This window comes from Gillisia lutea (assembly GCF_021568705.1).
Classification (GTDB): Bacteria; Bacteroidota; Bacteroidia; order Flavobacteriales; family Flavobacteriaceae; genus Gillisia; species Gillisia lutea.
Window position 1 is genome coordinate 23764 of the sequence record NZ_JAKGTH010000006.1, and the last position, 20322, is coordinate 44085.

Annotated in this window: 12 protein-coding genes; 7 read left to right on the forward strand and 5 right to left on the reverse strand. The window is 37.1% G+C overall.

The window, feature by feature from the left end:
- Positions 1-10: 10 nt before the first annotated feature.
- The 4 genes from L1I30_RS00200 to era form a co-directional block, all read right to left on the reverse strand.
- Positions 11-7432 (reverse strand): HYR domain-containing protein, encoded by a 7422-nt coding sequence (locus tag L1I30_RS00200; protein WP_236132243.1) that lies wholly within the window; start codon positions 7430-7432, stop codon positions 11-13.
- A gap of 43 nt (positions 7433-7475) precedes the next feature.
- The gene (locus tag L1I30_RS00205; protein ID WP_236133033.1) at positions 7476-7976 is read right to left on the reverse strand and encodes a phage tail protein; all 501 of its coding nucleotides are present in this window, start codon (positions 7974-7976) and stop codon (positions 7476-7478) included.
- A 25-nt stretch (positions 7977-8001) separates the two neighbouring features.
- Positions 8002-8544, reverse strand: coding sequence for a peptidase associated/transthyretin-like domain-containing protein (locus L1I30_RS00210; RefSeq protein ID WP_236132244.1), 543 nt, complete (start codon positions 8542-8544; stop codon positions 8002-8004).
- A 545-nt stretch (positions 8545-9089) separates the two neighbouring features.
- On the reverse strand, positions 9090-9977 hold the full coding sequence (gene era / locus L1I30_RS00215) for a GTPase Era (RefSeq protein ID WP_236132245.1): 888 nt from the start codon (positions 9975-9977) through the stop codon (positions 9090-9092).
- Positions 9978-10260: 283 nt separating this feature from the next.
- On the opposite strand from era, the gene L1I30_RS00220 reads away from it, so the two are divergent.
- The 4 genes from L1I30_RS00220 (at position 10261) to L1I30_RS00235 (ending at position 13427) form a co-directional block, all read left to right on the forward strand.
- Positions 10261-11799: a SulP family inorganic anion transporter gene (locus L1I30_RS00220; protein ID WP_236132246.1), complete on the forward strand. Its 1539-nt coding sequence runs from the start codon at positions 10261-10263 to the stop codon at positions 11797-11799.
- A 178-nt stretch (positions 11800-11977) separates the two neighbouring features.
- A complete protein-coding gene (locus L1I30_RS00225) occupies positions 11978-12616 on the forward strand; it encodes a diheme cytochrome c-553 (RefSeq protein ID WP_236132247.1) in 639 nt (212 codons plus the stop codon).
- 233 nt (positions 12617-12849) lie between these two features.
- Entirely contained in the window at positions 12850-13236 is a 387-nt protein-coding gene (locus L1I30_RS00230) for a hypothetical protein (RefSeq protein ID WP_236132248.1), read from the forward strand.
- Positions 13233-13427 carry a helix-turn-helix transcriptional regulator gene (locus tag L1I30_RS00235; RefSeq protein ID WP_236132249.1) on the forward strand — a complete coding sequence of 65 codons (195 nt, stop codon included), beginning with the start codon at positions 13233-13235 and terminating at the stop codon, positions 13425-13427. The genes L1I30_RS00230 and L1I30_RS00235 overlap by 4 nt, the downstream gene beginning before the upstream one ends.
- Before the next feature lie 58 nt (positions 13428-13485).
- On the opposite strand, the gene L1I30_RS00240 is transcribed toward L1I30_RS00235, so the two are convergent.
- Entirely contained in the window at positions 13486-13809 is a 324-nt protein-coding gene (locus L1I30_RS00240) for a hypothetical protein (protein WP_236132250.1), read from the reverse strand.
- Positions 13810-14200: 391 nt separating this feature from the next.
- On the opposite strand from L1I30_RS00240, the gene L1I30_RS00245 reads away from it, so the two are divergent.
- The 3 genes from L1I30_RS00245 (at position 14201) to L1I30_RS00250 (ending at position 20321) form a co-directional block, all read left to right on the forward strand.
- Positions 14201-15406, forward strand: coding sequence for a site-specific integrase (locus L1I30_RS00245; protein ID WP_236132251.1), 1206 nt, complete (start codon positions 14201-14203; stop codon positions 15404-15406).
- A gap of 52 nt (positions 15407-15458) precedes the next feature.
- Entirely contained in the window at positions 15459-15770 is a 312-nt protein-coding gene (locus L1I30_RS14330) for a DUF6660 family protein (protein ID WP_308444030.1), read from the forward strand.
- A 129-nt stretch (positions 15771-15899) separates the two neighbouring features.
- Positions 15900-20321 (forward strand): CusA/CzcA family heavy metal efflux RND transporter, encoded by a 4422-nt coding sequence (locus tag L1I30_RS00250; protein WP_236132252.1) that lies wholly within the window; start codon positions 15900-15902, stop codon positions 20319-20321.
- Position 20322 lies beyond the last annotated feature (1 nt).

Here is a 20322-nt window from a genome sequence, read left to right on the forward strand (position 1 = left end):
TTATATTAGATTATAGAGCGATTAGTTTTTTAAGATGTACTTTTCCGTTTTCGTCAATGATCTTCACTAACAAGGTTCCTTTTAGTGGAGCGATATTAATTTCCATTTCATTGCTCTTGGTACCCGGGAATACTTTGTAATTATTAGTTTCCACTTCTAATACCTGTACTTCCATTACTCTGGATTTAAATGGCAGAATCACTTTAGCGATGCTTGTTCCTTTCAACATAGTTGGAACAACATGTGCTTCTACCGGGTTTGGTCCATCTCGCTTTACAGTAACACTAACCGTTGCGCTGGCTGAATTTCCTGTAGCATCTGTTGCAGTTAAAGTCACTTCATAAGTTCCTAACTCATCAAAACTATTTCTATCCAGGCTCAGTTCCACTTCGCTACAATTATCGGTAGTTCCATTATCAATATCTTCAGGAGTAATAGTTACAGAAGAATCTTGCGTCAAGAAAATTGTAATATCCTGAGCTGACACCGTTGGAGCGGTTACATCTTTAACCACTACCCACTGTTCTTGTCCGACGATATTACCATTGTTATCATTGTACTCCCACATGATAAGATACTCTCCGGCTTCCTCGTAATTTAAAGGATCTAAAGTGGTACCTGTAATGGTTCCTCCACAATTATCGGTAGCGGTAGGTGCAGCAATATTAGCAATACTACATTCTACTACAAGATCAGCTAATTCAGCTACATCAGGTACCGGTTCAGTGGTATCTCTAATAATTACATTCTGGGTTTGTGTAGTAATATTCCCATTTGCATCGGTATAGGTCCAAGTAATTAAACTGGTGCCCTGCGCGGTAATTGGGAAATCTACATTATGAGTCGCTTCAATCGTTCCCGAGCAATTATCGGTTGCTGTTGGAATAGTTACATCAGCTTCTAAAACTTCACACTCTGCAAAGATGTTAGAAAGTATAGCATTGGAAGGAACTGGTCCTAAAGTATCCTTTACAATCACATTTGCTTCAGCTTCAGATTTGTTTCCGTTGACATCAGTCACCGTTAACACAACTGTATTACTTCCAATATTAGAACAGTCGAAGTCTGTTTTACTCAAGCTTACACTTGCAATGGTACAGTTATCGAAAGATGCATTATTCACAGCTTCTGCAGTTGTAGATGCCTGTCCATTCTCATCTAAATAGATAGTAACTTCCTGAGCGATGGCCGTTGGAGCGATGTTATCTAAAACGATCACATTTGCTTCTACTGTAGCTACATTTTCATTCACGTCGGTCACCGTTAATACAACCGTATTATCACCAACATTTGAGCAGTCGAAGTCTGTTTTACTTAGACTTAGGCTTTCAACTCCACAGTTATCGAAAGATGCATTATTAACCGCTTCTGCAGTTGTAGACGCTTCTCCGTTCTCATTTAAATAGATAGTCACTTCCTGAGCAATTGCTGTTGGAGCGATGTTATCTAAAACGATCACATTTGCTTCAGCTTCAGATTTGTTTCCGTTGACATCAGTCACCGTTAATACAACCGTATTATCACCAACATTTGAGCAGTCGAAGTCTGTTTTACTCAAGCTTAAACTTGCAATGGTGCAGTTATCGAAAGATGCATTATTCACAGCTTCTGCAGTTGTGGATGCTTCTCCGTTCTCATCTAGATAGATCGTTACTTCCTGAGCGATGGCTGTAGGAGCGATGTTATCTAAAACGATCACATTTGCTTCTACTGTAGCTACATTTTCATTCACGTCGGTAACAGTTAATACAACCGTATTATCACCAACATTTGAGCAGTCGAACTCTGTTTTACTCAAGCTTAAACTTGCAATAGTACAGTTATCGAGAGATGCATTATTCACAGCTTCTGCAGTTGTGGATGCTTCTCCGTTCTCATCTAAATAGATCGTTACTTCCTGAGCGATGGCCGTTGGAGCGATATTATCTAAAACGACCACATTTGCTTCAGCTTCAGATTTGTTTCCGTTGACATCAGTCACCGTTAATACAACCGTATTATCACCAACATTTGAGCAGTCGAAGTCTGTTTTACTTAGACTTAAACTTTCAATCCCACAGTTATCGAAAGATCCGTTATTCACAGCCTCTGCAGTAGTTGATGCTTCTCCGTTCTCATTTAAATAGATAGTCATTTTCTGAGCGATGGCCGTTGGGGCAATGTTATCTAAAACTGTTACTATTGCCGTATTGCTTGACTCGTTTCCGTTGACATCAACTACAGTTAAAGTCACTGTGTTTTCTCCAACTTCCGCACACGAGAAGCTATCTGGAGACACGCTCATGGAAGCAATACCACAAGCATCTTCTGAACCATTATCCACATCAGCAGCAATGATTGATACATTTCCTGTTTCATCTAGCTGAACAGTGATGTTTTTTGCAACTGCAACTGCAGCTACATTATCTTCTACTGTTACTGTTGAAGTGGTAGTCGACTCATTTCCGTTGTTATCGATCACGGTTAAAGTAACTGTATTCTCACCAACTTCAGAACAAGTAAAGCTATCTGGTGAAACACTCATGGAAGCAATTCCACAAGCATCAGAAGATTCGTTATCAACATTGGCTGCTGTGATTGCTGCATTTCCAGTGTCATCTAATTGAACTCTGATGTTTTTTGCAACTGCAACTGCAGCTACATTATCTTCTACTGTTACTGTTGAAGTGGTAGTCGACTCATTTCCGTTGTTATCGATCACGGTTAAAGTAACTGTATTCTCACCAACTTCAGAACAAGTAAAGCTATCTGGTGAAACACTCATGGAAGCAATTCCACAAGCATCAGAAGATTCGTTATCAACATTGGCTGCTGTGATTGCTACATTTCCAGTGTCATCTAACTCTACGGTAATATTTTTTGTTAAGGCTTCAGGACTTTCATTATCTGTAACGGTGACATCAAAACTATAAGTAGTTTTATTACCACTTGCATCGGTAGCTTCAAAAGTATTTGTTGTAGTTCCCACAGGGAATACACTACCAGAAGCAAGACCTGAAGTTTGAGTAATTTTTATCGAATTATTATTAAACTTCGTAGCATTGATAAACAATTTTTGAACATTAGAATCTGAAAGTATAGTAGAGTTTGCATAGTTACCTGCATGTGCAAATCCAACTGCAGCACCACCGCCTTCAAACTCTCTTACTGCAACACCAACGCCTCCGGTAAAATTCATTAATGCTACTGCAGGGTTATTAGCATAAGCTCTTAGACCTCCAACATTAGATCCACCATTTGGAAGCGTTATCGTATTTGGGATATCCTTTAATATAGGATGACCCGATTCTGTAGGAATTATTTCATAAGTATAAGATTGAGAATCTCCACCAGTTCGCTTTAAAATGACTATCTCACTCATAGTAGTCATAGTGTTTTGACTATCTACTTCATAAGCAGACCATTCTTCTGTGATATAGGTGTTTCCCTGATTTAATACAAAATCAACCAAAGCATTTTGCCCTTCTATTGGCATGCCTTGACTATATGTAGTACCATTTAAGTGAATAACCGCATCAAAATTTTGTAAAGCAGGATTTGTTCCATCATAAGCGGTTTCTGAAGTTTCACTCATAGTGACATCAAGACCTGCATTTGTTAAAGCATCTTTTAGGTTAATTGTATGCTCATTCAACACATCCCATATAATTAAAACCTTACCACTAGTCGAATTACCACAATTATCGGTAGCCGTGATATCGTAATTTACCACTGCGCCACATATTCCAGCATCAGTGTCAACCTCTATATCTTCAATATTTGCTATAATTGGAGCAATATTATCTACTACGGTTACCGTAGCAAAACAGCTGGACTTAACATTATCAGAGTCTGTAATAGTAAGTTCAACAACGTTTTCTCCAATATTAGAACAGTCAAAAGAATCATTACCTAAAGACAACGTAAATCCTTCTTTATCATCGGTAGAACCACCATCTACATCTTCTACAGCAATAGTTACATTTCCAGAAGTATTTAAGTAGGCAGTAAAGGCTTTACACACAGCCTCTGGAGCTTCATTTGTGTTTTTTATTACAGTATCTGTTGCAGCATTACCTTCGTTGGTTGCTTCGTCAGTCAAGGTTACAGACAGGGTGATAGTTCCATCTTCCAAACCGCTTAGATCAATTCCAGTGATTTGATCTGTCATAGTAGAAATCGTTCCTGTTCCTGTTACATCAGTTACTCCATTATCACTGCTAAAAGTATAGTTATAAGTAGTTCCTACTTCTGCGTCAGCAAAGGTGAAACTTATAGAAGTTTCATTAGTTTCATCAATTTCAGCCCGGTCTATACTCACAGTATAACCTGCAGGCGCTTCCACATCCTTCACAATCACATCAAAACTACACGTAGATTTATTACCGCTTGCATCTGTTACTTCAAAAGTGTTGGTAGTAGTTCCAATAGGGAATTCACTACCGCTAAGTAGACCAGCAGTTTGAACTGCCATATTCACCTCTAGCACATATTGTATAGCTGTGGTAATTTTATAATCATTCCAAAGGCCTTCTGCGGAATAAATTTGTGTGTAATCTTCGGGACCACTATTATTGGGCTCACCAAGGCCCCAGTTAGTATAGGTTACCGCTTCTCCATTTTTCCAAACAAATTCACCTTCGGTCACCTCATCGGTAAAACCAATCATTGCCGAAGTTCCATTTAAAAGCGTATTTACAACACCGTTTTCAGCAGCGTTGTTAATAGTAACTATATTTCCATCATTTTGTTCTGCATGTGCAAACGCATCTGCCGGTAAAAAATTATTATTAGATAAATAATAAAATTTACCGTTATACGCTCCTAAAGCAGTAAAATCTGTTTTTTCCGGTTGTGGAATTTTACAATTATCAGAAACAGGAATATTATAAGTTATAACTGCCCCATTAACACCTGAGTCATTATCAACCTCTATATTCTCAGGACATATAATAGTTGGAGCTGTATTATCTTCTATAGTAACGTACGCAGTTGCTGTAGATCTATTTCCAGCTTCATCTGCAACCGTAAGAATAACCGAAGTCACAGCTGTAATTGTTGTGCCGGAGGTTATCCAATCGGTACTAGAATCCATATTTACTAAAGACCCTTGGGCTTTTACGGTAGACAAGTCATTAACAATATCACCATTAGCTTCGTTAAAATTCCAATATCCTTTTAGGTTAGAATCATTCAGGTTTGGAGGGGTTGTCTTTAAGTTTTCAATTTCTGACTGAGTTAGAGCTCTATTATAAATTATAACATCATCTACAGTAAATTTATTAACTCGGCCAGATGAAACCGGATATCTGCTATCTTTTCCAATATGAATTACAGAATTCGAATTATTTAAAATTCCAGAAGTAATTCCCGAGGCACTTCCAACTTCAATTCCATCTATATATAATTTAGTTGCTGAAGCATTCGATACACCAGTTATTAAGTGCCAGCCTGGTGTAGTGTTTGCATCTATACTTCTCCATGTACCGTTATCATTCACATACCATCCAATTCCATTCCCGCGTGCACTATGCATTAACCAAACATTCGTATTCATATCATCTACATTCTCTGTAGATTGAGCCATAAAGGCACTATTACCATCAAATTTCACCCACCATGAAACAGTAATTTCATTGGTAAATTGATAATACGGACTTGCTATATTTACATAATCATCTACACCATCAAAATCTAATGCCGTGTTTGAACCTTCTATATCCGAACATGAAAAAGTGGTTTTATCTAAACTTAAAGTTACATCCCCACATACATCTGAAGAACCATTATTTATTTGGGCAGCAGTGATTGAAGCTTCTCCATTTTCATCCAATTCAACAGTAATATTTTGAGCAATTGCTGTTGGAGCTCCTGTATCATTTACAGTTATATTAAAACTACAGGCAGATTTATTGCCGCTGGCATCGGTTACTTCAAAAGTATTGGTCGTTGTTCCCACAGGAAATTCGCTTCCACTCGCCAAACCAGCTGTTTGAACAATACCAGAATTTACTTCTAAAATATATGGCTTTTCTGTGCTATTTGGTATGTCATTCCATAAACCTCCAGCAATTAATTCTGCATAATCCTCGTCCCCACTATTGTTTGGTTCATTAGGGGCCCAGTTACGATAAGTAAAATTTTCTCTATTTTCCCAAACATACACTCCTTCTACTTCCCTGTCAGTTAAACCTATTATTACAGATCCTTCAGTTAAGGTTGAGTTAATGAAATTGTTTTCAGCAGCATCATTTATAGTTACAACATTTCCTCCATTAGACTGAGCATCTGTAAATGCTGCTTCAGCAGTAAATAGAGCATTAGACCTGTAATAATATTTATTATTATAGATACCCAACGCAGTGAAACCAGTTTTTTCCGGTTGTGGAATTTCGCAATTATCTGTTACTAAAACATTATAGGTAACTACAGCTCCACAAACTCCTTCATCGGTATTTACCTCGATATTCTCAGGACAGGTAATGGTGGGCGGAGTAGTGTCCCCTGCGGTAACAACAATATTCGCACACGTAGCGGTACTTTCATCTAAACATCCAGCGCCATCTTCTCCCCTTATGTAATAAGTAGTATCTCCATTAGGCGGGGTTACTTCAAAAGATGTTGTACTAGTTCTACCAACAAGGGTTCCCCCGCAAGAATTTGAATAAATAACCCATTCGGTTGCAGCATTAAGGTTTCCAGAAATATTTATCGTAGTAGAACTACCGGGACAAATATTGTTATTGGTTAATGTTAAATTAGGAGTGTTAGAAGGTACACATTCCACATCAAAAGCAATCCCCGGTTCTATTGCAGGATTGTAAGAAGTATCATTACTGAAATTCCAATTATCAATATTATTAACAGCCAAGCGCAGCTCCTGAGGAGATCCATAATTATTCCCGCCCGCTTTATTGGCGCTAAATTGACCATTATCAAATTCGGTAGTGAACCTCATGGCATTTACGCCATTAGTTAAATCGTTTGGCAAAGCAGAAGTTGAATTATTTTCCGCTGCTCCATCCCAATTTCCATCGGTAGAAGAACTATTAACATTGGTATGAATTCCAGCTATAAAAACTGGAAGTTCGATACTTCCTTGTATAGCGAACATTTGATCTCCAATAGTAGAATATGCAGCAGGATATAGTGGAGTTAAGTTTAATTCCACTACCTCTCCTACTTTGCGATCTACTCCAGAAGTCCAGGTAAACTGAGAATCCCCCGGAAATTCCAAAAATCCGGTATCGTCATTCCATCCTCTATCAGTAAAAATTATACTAGTAGCTGCGTCTATATCTTTTAAAAGAACAAAGGCAACGGTATCATCTTCATAAGTAGCTCCATCAGAGTTGGTCCCTATAAAGGCAATGTCGCCGGGGCCAAGGGTAGTTTGAGCCCCAACCACTAGCGAGAACATGAGAAAAATAAAATATAAAGTAAAGTTTTTCATTAAACTTAGATTTAAAGGATGGATGAGATAAAAATTTAAAGTATTAGTTCCTTGAAGGGAAAATACCTTGTAATGCAATAATGTAATTCATAACTAAATAAGGAGGCATATTGTTAAATGCCTGGCTATTTCCCGTATTTCCAGTAGATTTAGATGCAGTATCAGTTACAGTTGAATAAGAATTTAAGCCTGCACCCGCGATATAGTTATCGTTTGGTACATCTGTATTCCCTTCTTCCGCTGCACTTATTGAATGATTATGCGAGGGTAAATTAAGAGCAGTTAGTGTGGTTATTTCGGCCCCACTTCTTGAACCTAGAATACGATCACTCAAACCAGCCCCTCTTCCTGCATGTATAGGGGCTCTACCTCTTAAGTCTGGAAGCGCGAAAGTGGTACGCCCGTCGCCTCCATAGGTTGTGCCTAGAATTGAAAATAGTGCGCTATTTTGAGAAATTGCTAATAATTGTCCGTTACAAAGTGCCCAATCTCTTGGGGCAAAATTTCCAGCGAATAAAATAACTTCGCCTAAGAATGGTTCCATGGCCATAGTAAAATGTTTTAAAAGATTAAATTGAAATATTGAATTGAATGTTAGATTGTTTTTTTACAGGTTGAAGCAGGTCACCCAACGTTTGATTTTTTTCCCAGTGCTCTCCTGTAATGTAGCTTCCGAAGTCGTTCACTAAAAGTTCAGTTGTGTAAGTAGTATCACCCTTAGAAATTTTAAAATAAATTCTAGGTGTCTTTCCAGACTCCTTATTAGGAAAATCTGTAATAAAGGAATACTCTCCTTGCTTATTAGCTATTAGTTTAGCCTGATGCCTGTATTTAAAAGAATTTGGAGAAAGGTGCCATACTTCTATTTTAGCTCCTTCTATGGGTTCTAATTTATTTTTACAGAAAATTTTTCCTTTTACCGTAATGTGTTTTCCTATTAACTCAGAAACTCGTAGATCAGTTTTGTATTCTGCATAGGGATTATACCCTGCAAAAGAATTTTCGTTGAGAGTAAATGCGCTTAATTTTGAAGATGAAGAAAGATATACAGCTCCTAAAGAAGCCATAGATACATTTCTAATAAATAATCTTCTTGATGTAATTTTTTTCATACGCAAAGTAGTGATTGGTGAAATTTAGTAAGAGATATATTATTGTGAACATCTACATCAAAGGCGAGACATTCGAATAAATATTTTTGTGAAATAATAAGAGTTGAGAATATCAATTGAAGAAACATTTTGAAATTTGTTGAGGTACATTTAGAAGTACCCTATATAAATTGAAATAAACAACGGAATTAGATAAAGGGAAAACATTCATAAGGGGGGCTTGCATTATTTTTAATATTTAACCTCATCTATTTAACAAAAAATAAGTGAGTTTTAACTTAATTTTATACAATTTTTACAAATGTAAATGTTTTAATCGGTTTATGCTTTAGGGATAGAGCGGGGAAAAAACCCCTATTTCATGTAGGAAAAAGCATCCACCATTAGGTTTTACTTGCTTTATAAAAAATTTTGAAAAATTATGTAAGAAAAATAATCGTTAAAAAGCACAAATAATCGTTAAAAGACTATGGTGAATATATAAAAACTCGATAATCAAGTGATTACCGAGTTTTATTATTGGAGATATTTAGTTTATTAAACCTTTACTTCTTATTGCTATATCCAAAGCGTTTTAACTGCTTAGCATCATTACGCCAATTCTTATTCACTTTTACATAGAGCTCTAAATGTACCTGTTTCCCGAAGAATTTCTCTAAGTCTTTTCGAGCTTCTACTCCCACTCTTTTAAGAGCGGCTCCTTTATGGCCAATAATGATCCCTTTCTGGGTTTCACGCTCAACCATGATAATACTTCTCATCCGGATGATCTCTGGATCTTCAAAGAATTCCTCTGTATCAATTTCAACAGAATAAGGAATTTCCTTTTTATAATGCATTAAGATCTTTTCGCGAATAATCTCGTTCACAAAAAAACGTTCAGGCTTATCGGTTAAGGTATCTTTAGGATAAAAAGCAGGGGATTCGGGTAATAGCTCTACCACTCTATTGAACACTTCAGAAACATTAAAACCTTGCAGCGCTGAAATTGGATAGATCTCTGCATTGGGAACTTTATTTTTCCAGTGTTGCACCTGGCTCTCTAACTGCTCCTGATTTGAAATATCAATCTTATTCAAAAGCAACAATACCGGGATCTTTGCATTGGTGATCTTATTGAAAAAGGCCTCATCTTTTAATTCCTGCTCCCCAATCTCTACCATATAGATCAAGATATCGGCATCTTCAAAAGCCGATTTTACAAAATCCATCATAGATTGTTGTAAATCGTAAGCGGGCTTAATAATCCCCGGGGTATCACTTAAGATCACCTGGAAATCTTCCCCGTTTACAATCCCAAGAATTCGGTGACGGGTGGTTTGTGCTTTAGAAGTAATAATAGAAAGTCTCTCCCCTACAAAAGCATTCATCAAAGTAGATTTTCCTACGTTAGGATTCCCTATAATATTTACAAACCCAGCCTTATGTGCCATTATTTTTCAATTTTTGACAAAGGTACTTATAAATAATTAATCCTAACAGGCTTAAATTTTATTACTTCTATACAGAGTAAATCATACAACTCACTTATTTTTAAACATTTACAAATAAAATACTTATCAGGTTTTTAGCTTTTAATTAACTAATTTTGCCCGCTATAATAAAAACATCGAAGAATAGCATTTCAATATATACTTACTAAATGTGAGTCATGCTATTTTCTAATATTGAAAAAATTCCGCAGAAAAAATATCTGCACTAATTACAACTAATTCCATGAAGACAATTTTCAATTTATTTGATTTTAAACAACAAGTAAATTATAAAACCGAAGTTTTAGCCGGCTTAACTGTTGCTATGACTATGATTCCAGAGTCGCTATCCTTCGCTATATTAGCCGGATTTCCTCCTTTAATGGGATTATATGCCTCGTTTATTGCCGGGTTGGTAACAGCTATATTTGGAGGAAGACCAGGGATGATTTCGGGAGGCGCTGGTGCAACCGTGATTGTATTAATTGCTTTGATGAAATCTGACGGTTTAGAGTATGTTCTTGCTGCGGTAGCCTTAGCCGGTGTTTTTCAAATTTTAATTGGAGTTTTTAAATTGGGTAAATTTATACGCTTAGTCCCTCATCCTGTAATGTTTGGGTTTGTTAATGGTCTGGCTATCATTATATTTATGTCGCAATTAGAGCAGTTTAAAACTGTTTTAAACGGTGAAATCACCTGGCTTTCTGGTACCCCTTTACTTATCATGGTTGGATTAGTAGCCTTAACTATTGCAATTGTTGTGTTATTACCTAAAGTAACAAAAGCGGTTCCTTCCTCATTAGTTGCTATTATAGTAGTATTCATATTGGTTTATTTTCTGGGAATAGACACAAAAACAGTAAAAGACATTGCATCTGTTAGTGGTGGTTTCCCTCCATTTCATATTCCTAATATTCCAATAAATTGGGAAACTTTAAAATTGATCGCGCCTTATTCCATGATAATGGCTGCTGTAGGATTAACGGAAGGTCTACTTACTTTAAATCTAGTTGATGAGATCACAGAAACCAAAGGAAACGGTAATAGAGAGTGTATAGCGCAAGGAGGCTCTAATATTTTAAACGGTTTTTTCTTTGGAATGGGAGGCTGCCCTATGATAGCGCAAACTTTAGTTAATTTATCTGCTGGTTCAAGAGCCCGTTTGGCTGGAATAATCGCTTCACTCACCATTCTTATTATTATCTTATTTGGTGCCCCAATAATTGAAAAACTACCAATGGCCGCACTTGTAGGAGTTATGATCATGGTGGCAATAGGGACTTTTGAATGGGTTAGTTTAAAAATCTTTAATAAAGTACCTAAGAAGGATATTTTCTTAGTAATAATAGTAGCTGCAATTACGGTAATATTGCACAACTTGGCATTAGCGGTTTTAGTGGGGGTTATTCTTTCTGCTTTATTTTTCGCATGGGAAAGCGCCAAAAGAATTAGAGCCAAAAAATATATTGATGAGAACGGAGTGAAGCATTATGAAATATATGGTCCGCTATTTTTTGCCTCTACTACCACCTTTGCTGAAAAATTTGATGTTGTAAACGATCCTGATGTAGTAATAATCGATTTTAAAGAGAGTCGAGTCTCTGATATGTCGGCTATTGAGGCTTTAAATGTCGTGACCCAACGCTACCATAAGGCTGGTAAAAAAGTTCATTTAAGACATCTTAGTAAAGATTGCAGAAGATTACTAAAAAATGCAAGTGGGATTATCGAGGTAAATATCATGGAAGACCCTACTTACAAAGTTGCAGCCGATAAGGTATAATCGCAAATTTTTCAATAAAAAAAGCCTCTAGAATTTATCAAGAGGCTTTTTTTATATAGAATTATGAGAGAAAAATCATATTTCTATATCTAATTCAGCAAAATAAATTAGGACCCGCAAACAATAATTTGAATTTAATTTATTAATTTTCAGACAATTAACTATTAAATAATGTGTTATGAAAACTGGATTTCACCTTCCTGTAAGTAAGAGTTTTCTTTTATATATAGGAATAGTAGCGAGCATCGCAGTTTCAGGATGCCAAGACACCAAAAGTTCTAAAACTTTGGAGGAGCAAACAAAGAAAGCGCTCTCTGAAGATGAATATATCGAGCGAGGTAAATACCTTGTAGAGGTGATTGGCTGTGCCGATTGCCATTCTCCAAAAAGGATGGGAGAGAGAGGTCCGGAAATTATTCCTGAATTAGCTTTATCGGGATTTCAAGCAGACAGTGCCTTACCTTCTTTCCCTGCTGAGGTCCAAAAATCTGGTTGGATGTTAATGAATTCTGATTTAACAGCTGCTATTGGGCCTTGGGGAATTTCATATGCATCCAATCTCACCCCAGATGAATCTGGAATTAAAAATTGGGATTTAGATCGGTTTAAAGTAGCTATAAGAGATGGAAAATATAAAGGCATGAAAAATGGCCGAATGCTATTACCTCCTATGCCATGGCAAAATTATGCACAGCTAAGCGACGAAGATCTAAAAGCTATTTTTCTACACCTTCAAAGTATTCCACCTGTACAAAATGCCGTTCCATCAGCAATTCCACCTTCCCAGCTAGACAGTTTGCAACAAAATTCTAACTAAAAATTGCATTTATAAGCCTCCCAATTCTTGCATTCCCCCCACATCCCTCGCAGGATTTAAGAATATAAAATCAAACCGAAATTGACTTTTTAAATATTGAGTAAACCAGCCGTATCTCCTTATGTAAATAAAACTTTACTTTTAGTAAATAAAACCTTCCATTATTAGAAAATATTTATATATTTGTGTCAACAAAACTTTACATTATGGATAATTTAAATAAACCTTTTACTATGAGCACACAGAAAAAAACATTAAATCTTGCGGCTTGGACACTTGCATGGGTTTTAACTATGGCATTAGCCTCTTTTGGTCCTAAATTTCTATGGGATTCTAATTCAACGCTAAGCATTCTAGCTATAATTTTAAACCTAGCTATTGGAATAGGAATGATTTTAGCCAATAAAAGACATCTTAATAGCCTCGATGAATTGCAACGTAAAATACAATTAGAAGCTATGGCAATTTCATTAGGAGCAGCTGTGGTATTTGGTCTGAGTTATTCTTTACTGGATACCACCAATGTAATTACTTATGATGCCGAAATATCCCACCTGGTAATTCTCATAGGGATTACTTATTTAGGCGGCATATTAATTGGAAATTCGCGATACCAATGAAAAATACTATTAAAGTACTTCGTGCAGAACATGATCTTACGCAGGCCGATTTAGCTGAAAAGGTTGCGGTTTCAAGGCAAACCATTAACGCCATTGAAAAAGGGAAATTTGACCCCAGTTTACCACTCGCATTTAAAATTTCCCGACTATTCAATAAAAGTATTGAGGAAATTTTTACTGCGGAAGAATAAAAAAAAATAAGGAAGCTCGATCCTCAGAGATGAGGATGGAGCCTTTTAGTTGCATAATCTAAATACCTAAACATTTACCGAAATCCGGGCAAATTCGCGGTAAGATAACCCAGGTATGAATAACGAACATTATTAAAAAAATAATCCCTGCAATTATAGCGTGGCTTATATAACTTGTATCACCTGTAGGCTTAATAGCCGGCCAGAGCATACCAAATAGGCCGGTTACGAACAATAGAAAAGGAACTCCTGAAAATATTACGAGAAATTTTAAACTGAATTGCTCCTGAAAAATACCATAGACTAGAAAACCTATAACGACCGCCAAAATTAAAAGGATCCAATAGATCTTTTTTGCTCTATTATGATTGATAGTTGCCATAATATAGATTTTATAATTATTTAAAATTACAATCTATTAAAACATAGGCATATGACATATATCACTTTTCCCGGAGTTTCAAATTCCCTATAAAAATATCAACTTAGGTATCGAAATTTAACTCACCAATAACATAAAAAATTACAAATAAAAAAAGCCAACATTTTCATGTTGGCTTTTCTTCTAGTAGCGGGAACTGGACTCGAACCAGTGACCTTCGGGTTATGAGTTTTTGACACTATACTATCAATTTAACATAAATACACTGTAAATCAATATTTTAAAAATTATTTAATATAATTAAACACCAATTAATAGCAAGCAAGATCAACAATTGTTGTACCTATGTTGTACCTAATTTGACTATCTTTATAATCCAAAAATAATTATTATGGCCACGGTTAGAGTAGTATTAAGGAAAAAGAAGAACAAAGCAGGGCTGTTTCCTATTGCAATTAGAATTACAAAAGACCGCAAGAGCTCTTATCTAAATACGGGTCAATACATCGAAAAAAAGTATTGGGACGAAACAAATCGGAATGTCCGTAAGTCGCACCCTAATTCTAATGTCTTAAATAATTTTATCACTACTAAGATCGCTGAAGCAAACGATAAAGTAGTAAAGTCTGAAATGAATTCTGAATACCACTCGGTTTCAGAAATAAAAAATAAAATTATTGTTACTAAAAGTCTTGATTTTTTCGCTGTAGCTGAAATGCATCTTAAAAATCTCAAGAATAGAAACAAACACCATCAATACGACACTGAGTTTGGCCGACTTAAAAGATTCAAAGAATTTCTTGGAAAGGATTCAATTCCCTTTAATAAGTTGAATGTTAATGTTCTCAAAAAATTTGAAACCTATCTTCTACATCATAATAAGCTTTCGCCAAGGACAGTAGTAAACTATCTTATCCTTATTAGAACCATATTCAATTTAGCTATTTCTGAATTAATTACAGAAAGAGGCCTCTATCCATTCGGCAAAGGTAAAATGACCATTAGAATACCTGAATCTCAAAAAATTGGTTTTACGACAGATGAAATTCAAATCCTCGAAAATGCCACAGGATTAACCGAAGCTCAACAAAAGGCAATTCATATTTGGCTCGTCAGTTTTTACTTTGCAGGTATTCGAGTTGGGGATGTATTACAACTAAAATGGTCAGATTTCAACGATGGGCGCCTACTCTATCGAATGAACAAAAATAGTAAGCTTGTTTCTCTTAAAATTCCTGAAAAAGCTATTCAAATATTTGATTTTTACAAAGACAATTCATCTTACAATGAGCTTGTCTTTCCTCAGTTAAAAGGCACCAACCTCGATGATACTGAGGAAATATCCAAAAGAACACAATCGATAACTCGAAATTTGAATAGAAGATTAAAGATTGCCACTAAGCAACTGGGAATAAAGAAAAATATAAGTATGCACATTGCCAGGCATAGTTTTGGTAATATCTCTGGGGAAAAAATCCCTATTCAAATGCTGCAAAAATTATATCGTCACTCATCTGTAACAACAACTATACGTTATCAAGCAAATTTCATTCATAAGGATGCTGATGATGCTTTGGATAGTGTGGTCAATTTTTGAATAACTCAAATTTTGCAACCCAGTTCCAAGAAAATTCCTGTAATTTTGGAACGTGAAAATTATTACAATCATACTATCCTTTTATTTTCTGGCTCTCAACTTCACGCCTTGTGTCGACAGTAAGCCAAATAGTGATAATACACAGGTAGAATTCTCGCAAGTGACCGATGCAGATCAGGAACATAACGATAGCATTTTATGCTCACCCTTCTGTCATTGTCATTGTTGCCATGTTCACACTATAGACTTTGGGCTTGTTTCTTTCGAACTCTTACAGCCAGCAATTCCACATCAATATTTTGCCCATTTTGACAACCTTGGCAAAGATATTCCACATTTCCTTTTACATCCCCCTCGGGTATAATTCAGTTTTATAGGATAACTATATCCTGTCTTGACGTGTCCATCTATTGGATTCGTCCACGAAGTGTATTGTATTTTATTTTATTCAATGTGCTCAATAAGAATTTCAACTGAATTAACATCCTTATCTATGATTAACAAAATCATTGATTTTTCAATCAATAACAAATTTATTATTGGCCTCTTTACTTTAACTCTTATAGGAGTTGGTATCTGGTCAATGGCAACGGTAAACCTTGGTTCTGTGCCAGATATCACCAATAATCAGGTGCAGATAATTACCCAATCGCCAAATCTGGGAACGGAAGATATCGAGCAGTTCGTGACCTATCCTGTAGAATTATCTATGGGTAATTTGCCAGGCGTGACCGAAATAAGATCTATCTCACGTTTTGGACTCTCCGTAGTAACTATCGTTTTTGAAGACGATATGGGAACCTATCTTCCTCGACAGTTGGTAGGGGAGAAACTTAACGAATTAGGAGAATCCATACCTGACAAATTTGGGACCCCATCTATGGGCCCCATCTCTACTGGTTTAGGTCAAATCTATGAATACACTATAAAGCCAGAGGAAGGTTTCGAAACCAAGTATTCATCTATGGAATTGCGCACCATACAGGACTGGGTTATTAAACGACAACTTACTTTACTAGAAGGTGTAGTAGAGGTTAACTCTTATGGCGGAAGTATTAAACAGTACGAAGTCGCCGTCGATCCAGAGAAGTTAAACAGTATGGGGATCAGTATTTCACAAGTATATGAGGCTCTTACTATGAACAACGTCAATACAGGTGGCGCTTACATCGAGAAGAACAAAATGTCAAATTTCATAAGAGGCGAAGGTCTTATTCGCTCTTTGGAAGATATAAAAAATATCTCGATTGCTAATGAAGGTAATATTCCTATAACTATTGGAGATGTGGCAACTCGTGTCCATTTTGGGAGTCAAGTACGTTATGGTGCGTTTACACAGGACGGGAATGAAGCTGTTGGTGGTATGATAATGATGCTCAAGGGTTCTAATCCTAATGCAGTCATTCAAAATGTAAAGGACCGTATGGCAGAAATTGAAAAATCCCTGCCAGAAGGTTTGACCATTGCCCCAATAATCGATCGTAGTGAACTAATTTCCAGAACTACAGATACAGTGAAAACCAATTTATTGGAAGGTGCCTTAATCGTAATTTTTGCTCTAGTTTTTTTGCTGGGTAGTTTACGAGGTGGAATCATAACAGCCACGACTATACCCTTGTCCTTACTTTTTGCCTTTATCTTAATGAAGCAATTTAATGTTTGGGCAAACTTAATGAGTCTTGGAGCCATCGACTTTGGGATTATCATCGACGGTGCCGTGATTATTATTGAAGGAACTGTGTATGAAATCCAAAAACGAATTAGGTCTGGCAAGTTAAAATTCAATCAGGGCATAATGGATAAAGTGGCCTATGAAGCCGGAAGTACGATGATGAGTTCCGCGTTTTTTGGTCAAATTATTATTCTTATCGTTTTCACACCTATCCTTTTTCTTACAGGTGTTGAAGGTAAAATGTTTAAACCGATGGCATACACCTTTGGGTTTGCAATGATAGGTGCTATTATCTTATGTCTTACGTATGTGCCAATGATGTCTGCGCTTTTTATGAAACCAGTACAAAATACCAAAAACTGGTTCGGCAGGTTTGAGCGATGGCTCGAAAAAATAAGTGATAAAATCATTGGTGCCATTCATAGTGCGTATATGCCTTTATTGAAAGGAGCACTTAAACTGAAACTTATCGTTTTATCAGCTGCTGCTGTTTTACTTGTTATCGCAGGTTTTATCTTTTCTAATATGGGAGGGGAATTTGTGCCGCAGCTCGATGAAGGAGATTTAGCAATGCAGGCGCTCATAAGACCAGGAAGTTCGCTATCAGAATCCATTGAAGTTTCCAAAAAGATAGAAACGATATTATTAGAGAGTTTCCCTGAAATTAAAACAGTTACAGCACGTATAGGTGTCGCAGATATTCCTACAGATCCTATGCCTATGGATATTGCAGATATGTACATCATCCTTAATAAGGATATGGACGACTGGACAACCGCTTCTACTAAAGAAGGTTTGATAGATGCCATTAGAGATAAACTGGATGAAGAACTCGTAGGTGTGAATTTAGTATTTACCCAACCTGTGGAGTTGCGATTTAACGAGCTGTTGGAAGGTGTAAGAGAAGACATTGCCGTAAAGCTTTATGGCGAAGATTTAGAGATTTTATCAGAAAAGGTTCAGGAAATGGCAGCGATAATACAGACCGTTCCTGGTGCAGGTGATGTAAGTGCAGAACGTACAGCTGGATTACCACAGATGACCGTAAAATATAGGCGTGATAAAATGGCGCAATATGGACTAGATATTCAAAAAGTAAATGATTACATAAGCACTGCATTTGCAGGTGGTACTGCTGGTGTCATCTTTGAAGGGGAGAAACGATTTGATCTCGTGGTACGATTTGATGAAAGTCATAGAAAAAGTATCAATGACTTACGCAATATGTACATCGATCTTAAGGATGGTAATCAAGTGCCCATTATTGAAGTAGCCGAGATCGAATACGTCCCTGGACCTATGCAAATCTCACGTGACAATACGTATAGAAGAACCTACGTAGGTGTAAATGCTCGAGGCAGGGATGTGGAATCTATAGTAAAAGATATACAACAAAAATTAGATGAAGAACTGGACTTACCATCAGGATATTATATTACCTATGGTGGAGAGTTTGAAAACCTACAAAGCGCAAAGGATCGTTTGGTCATTGTAGTGCCCATCGCCCTGTTCTTGATATTTATACTATTATACTTTGCATTAAAATCCTTTTCACAATCGCTAATGATTTACATAGCGATTCCCTTGGCGGCCATCGGTGGTGTGTTTGCTTTATGGTTGCGAGATATGCCATTTAGTATTTCCGCAGGTGTCGGCTTTATTGTGCTATTTGGTGTCGCGGTTCTTAACGGGCTGGTACTTATTAACCGATTCAATTCCTTAAAAGAAGAAGGTGTTATAAGTATAAAAGATAGAATATTTCAAGGGACTAAAGAACGAATTCGCCCTATTATCCTTACGGCCACCACAGATATTTTTGGCTTTTTACCTATGGCTTTTTCCACATCGGCTGGAGCAGAGGTGCAGCAACCGCTCGCTACGGTAGTTATCGGTGGGATGCTTACAGCCACGCTACTCACGTTGGTCGTACTTCCCGTACTCTATACATTTATAGAAAAGCGACGCGAGCGCAAAGATCAGGACAAGATTGGTTCATTTAATCCGCAAGCCTTGACTACGATTTTGATACTTGGTTTTATGTTAGGTGGTACCGCTTTCGCGAAAGCGCAACAATCTCAAGCACCTGTGCAAGATCTCATCGTTAAGGACAGCATCACGCCCATCACATTACCACGAGCTGTAGAAATTGCTAAAGAAAATTATCCTGTACTTAAAGTGAACCAACTCGAAATCGAAAGACAGAATGCACTCACGGGCAATGCCTATGACTTTGGGAGTACGCAGGTTTTTACAGGTGGCGAAGAAGTGGCAGATGGTCAAGGCATTTATACATTGATAGGCATCGGGCAACAAAATATCGATCTACTGGGAATAGGTGCCAAAAAACGTTTGCAACAACAACGCATCCAGTTAGCCGAAACAGCTCTTGACCTTTCGGAAATCCAAATAGAACTGGAAGTTAAAAAAGCGTGGTCAGAAGCTTTTCAGGCAAAGAAGAAGTTCGTCTTGTACCGAGAATTTGACAGTATATATGGTCAGTTTGCACAATCTGTAAAACTCAATTATGAAGTGGAAGCCATTTCAAGACTGGAATATGCTGCTGCCCGCAATCAAGCTTTGCAGATCAATAATAAATTTCAACAGGCAGAAACAGACTATTTCATCGCTCTGCAAAAACTCAACCTTTGGTTGACACCAGATACGACGTACACCGTTACTGATGAATTGGAAGCTACCGAACATTCAATTTTAGAGACTGATGATACATTGAATGAACATCCCGAATTATCGCTTTCGCGAAAGCGTATTGACGAAGCACGTGCAAGCTATGATGCAGCAAGGGCAAATTTACTACCCCAGTTTAATCTGCAAGGTGGCCTGCAACGAGTTAATGGCGATAGTGGATTTTTCACCTATCAGGCAGGTATTTCCATTCCGCTGTTTTCTGGACCACTCCGTAGTCGCACAAAAGCGGCAAAACTTGATGCACAGATTGCAGAATCTAATGCAGCCTTTAAGCAGCGCGAGCTACAATCGCAATTCATACAGGCACAACAAAATTATGCACGATGGCGGGATACCTGGTTCTTTTATAAAACAGAAGCATTGCCACTTGCGATAGAGCAGCGTAAGGGCGCAATGCTCGCGTATAAAGAAGGCGCGCTGGATTATGCAGCATTTACACAAATTATACGTGATGCCATACAGACCGAAATGGATGCGCTGGACGCCCTCAATGATTATTTAGAAGCCTTGTTTGAACTACAATATTTCCAAAACTAAA

Excerpts from the sequence above, each read along its gene's own strand:
- L1I30_RS00200 (WP_236132243.1), bottom strand. The coding sequence starts at position 7,432 with ATGAAAAACTTTACTTTATATTTTATTTTTCTCATGTTCTCGCTAGTG.
- L1I30_RS00205 (WP_236133033.1), bottom strand. The coding sequence starts at position 7,976 with ATGGAACCATTCTTAGGCGAAGTTATTTTATTCGCTGGAAATTTTGCC.
- L1I30_RS00210 (WP_236132244.1), bottom strand. The coding sequence starts at position 8,544 with ATGAAAAAAATTACATCAAGAAGATTATTTATTAGAAATGTATCTATG.
- era (WP_236132245.1), bottom strand. The coding sequence starts at position 9,977 with ATGGCACATAAGGCTGGGTTTGTAAATATTATAGGGAATCCTAACGTA.
- L1I30_RS00220 (WP_236132246.1), top strand. The coding sequence starts at position 10,261 with ATGAAGACAATTTTCAATTTATTTGATTTTAAACAACAAGTAAATTAT.
- L1I30_RS00225 (WP_236132247.1), top strand. The coding sequence starts at position 11,978 with ATGAAAACTGGATTTCACCTTCCTGTAAGTAAGAGTTTTCTTTTATAT.
- L1I30_RS00230 (WP_236132248.1), top strand. The coding sequence starts at position 12,850 with ATGAGCACACAGAAAAAAACATTAAATCTTGCGGCTTGGACACTTGCA.
- L1I30_RS00235 (WP_236132249.1), top strand. The coding sequence starts at position 13,233 with ATGAAAAATACTATTAAAGTACTTCGTGCAGAACATGATCTTACGCAG.
- L1I30_RS00240 (WP_236132250.1), bottom strand. The coding sequence starts at position 13,809 with ATGGCAACTATCAATCATAATAGAGCAAAAAAGATCTATTGGATCCTT.
- L1I30_RS00245 (WP_236132251.1), top strand. The coding sequence starts at position 14,201 with ATGGCCACGGTTAGAGTAGTATTAAGGAAAAAGAAGAACAAAGCAGGG.
- L1I30_RS00250 (WP_236132252.1), top strand. The coding sequence starts at position 15,900 with ATGATTAACAAAATCATTGATTTTTCAATCAATAACAAATTTATTATT.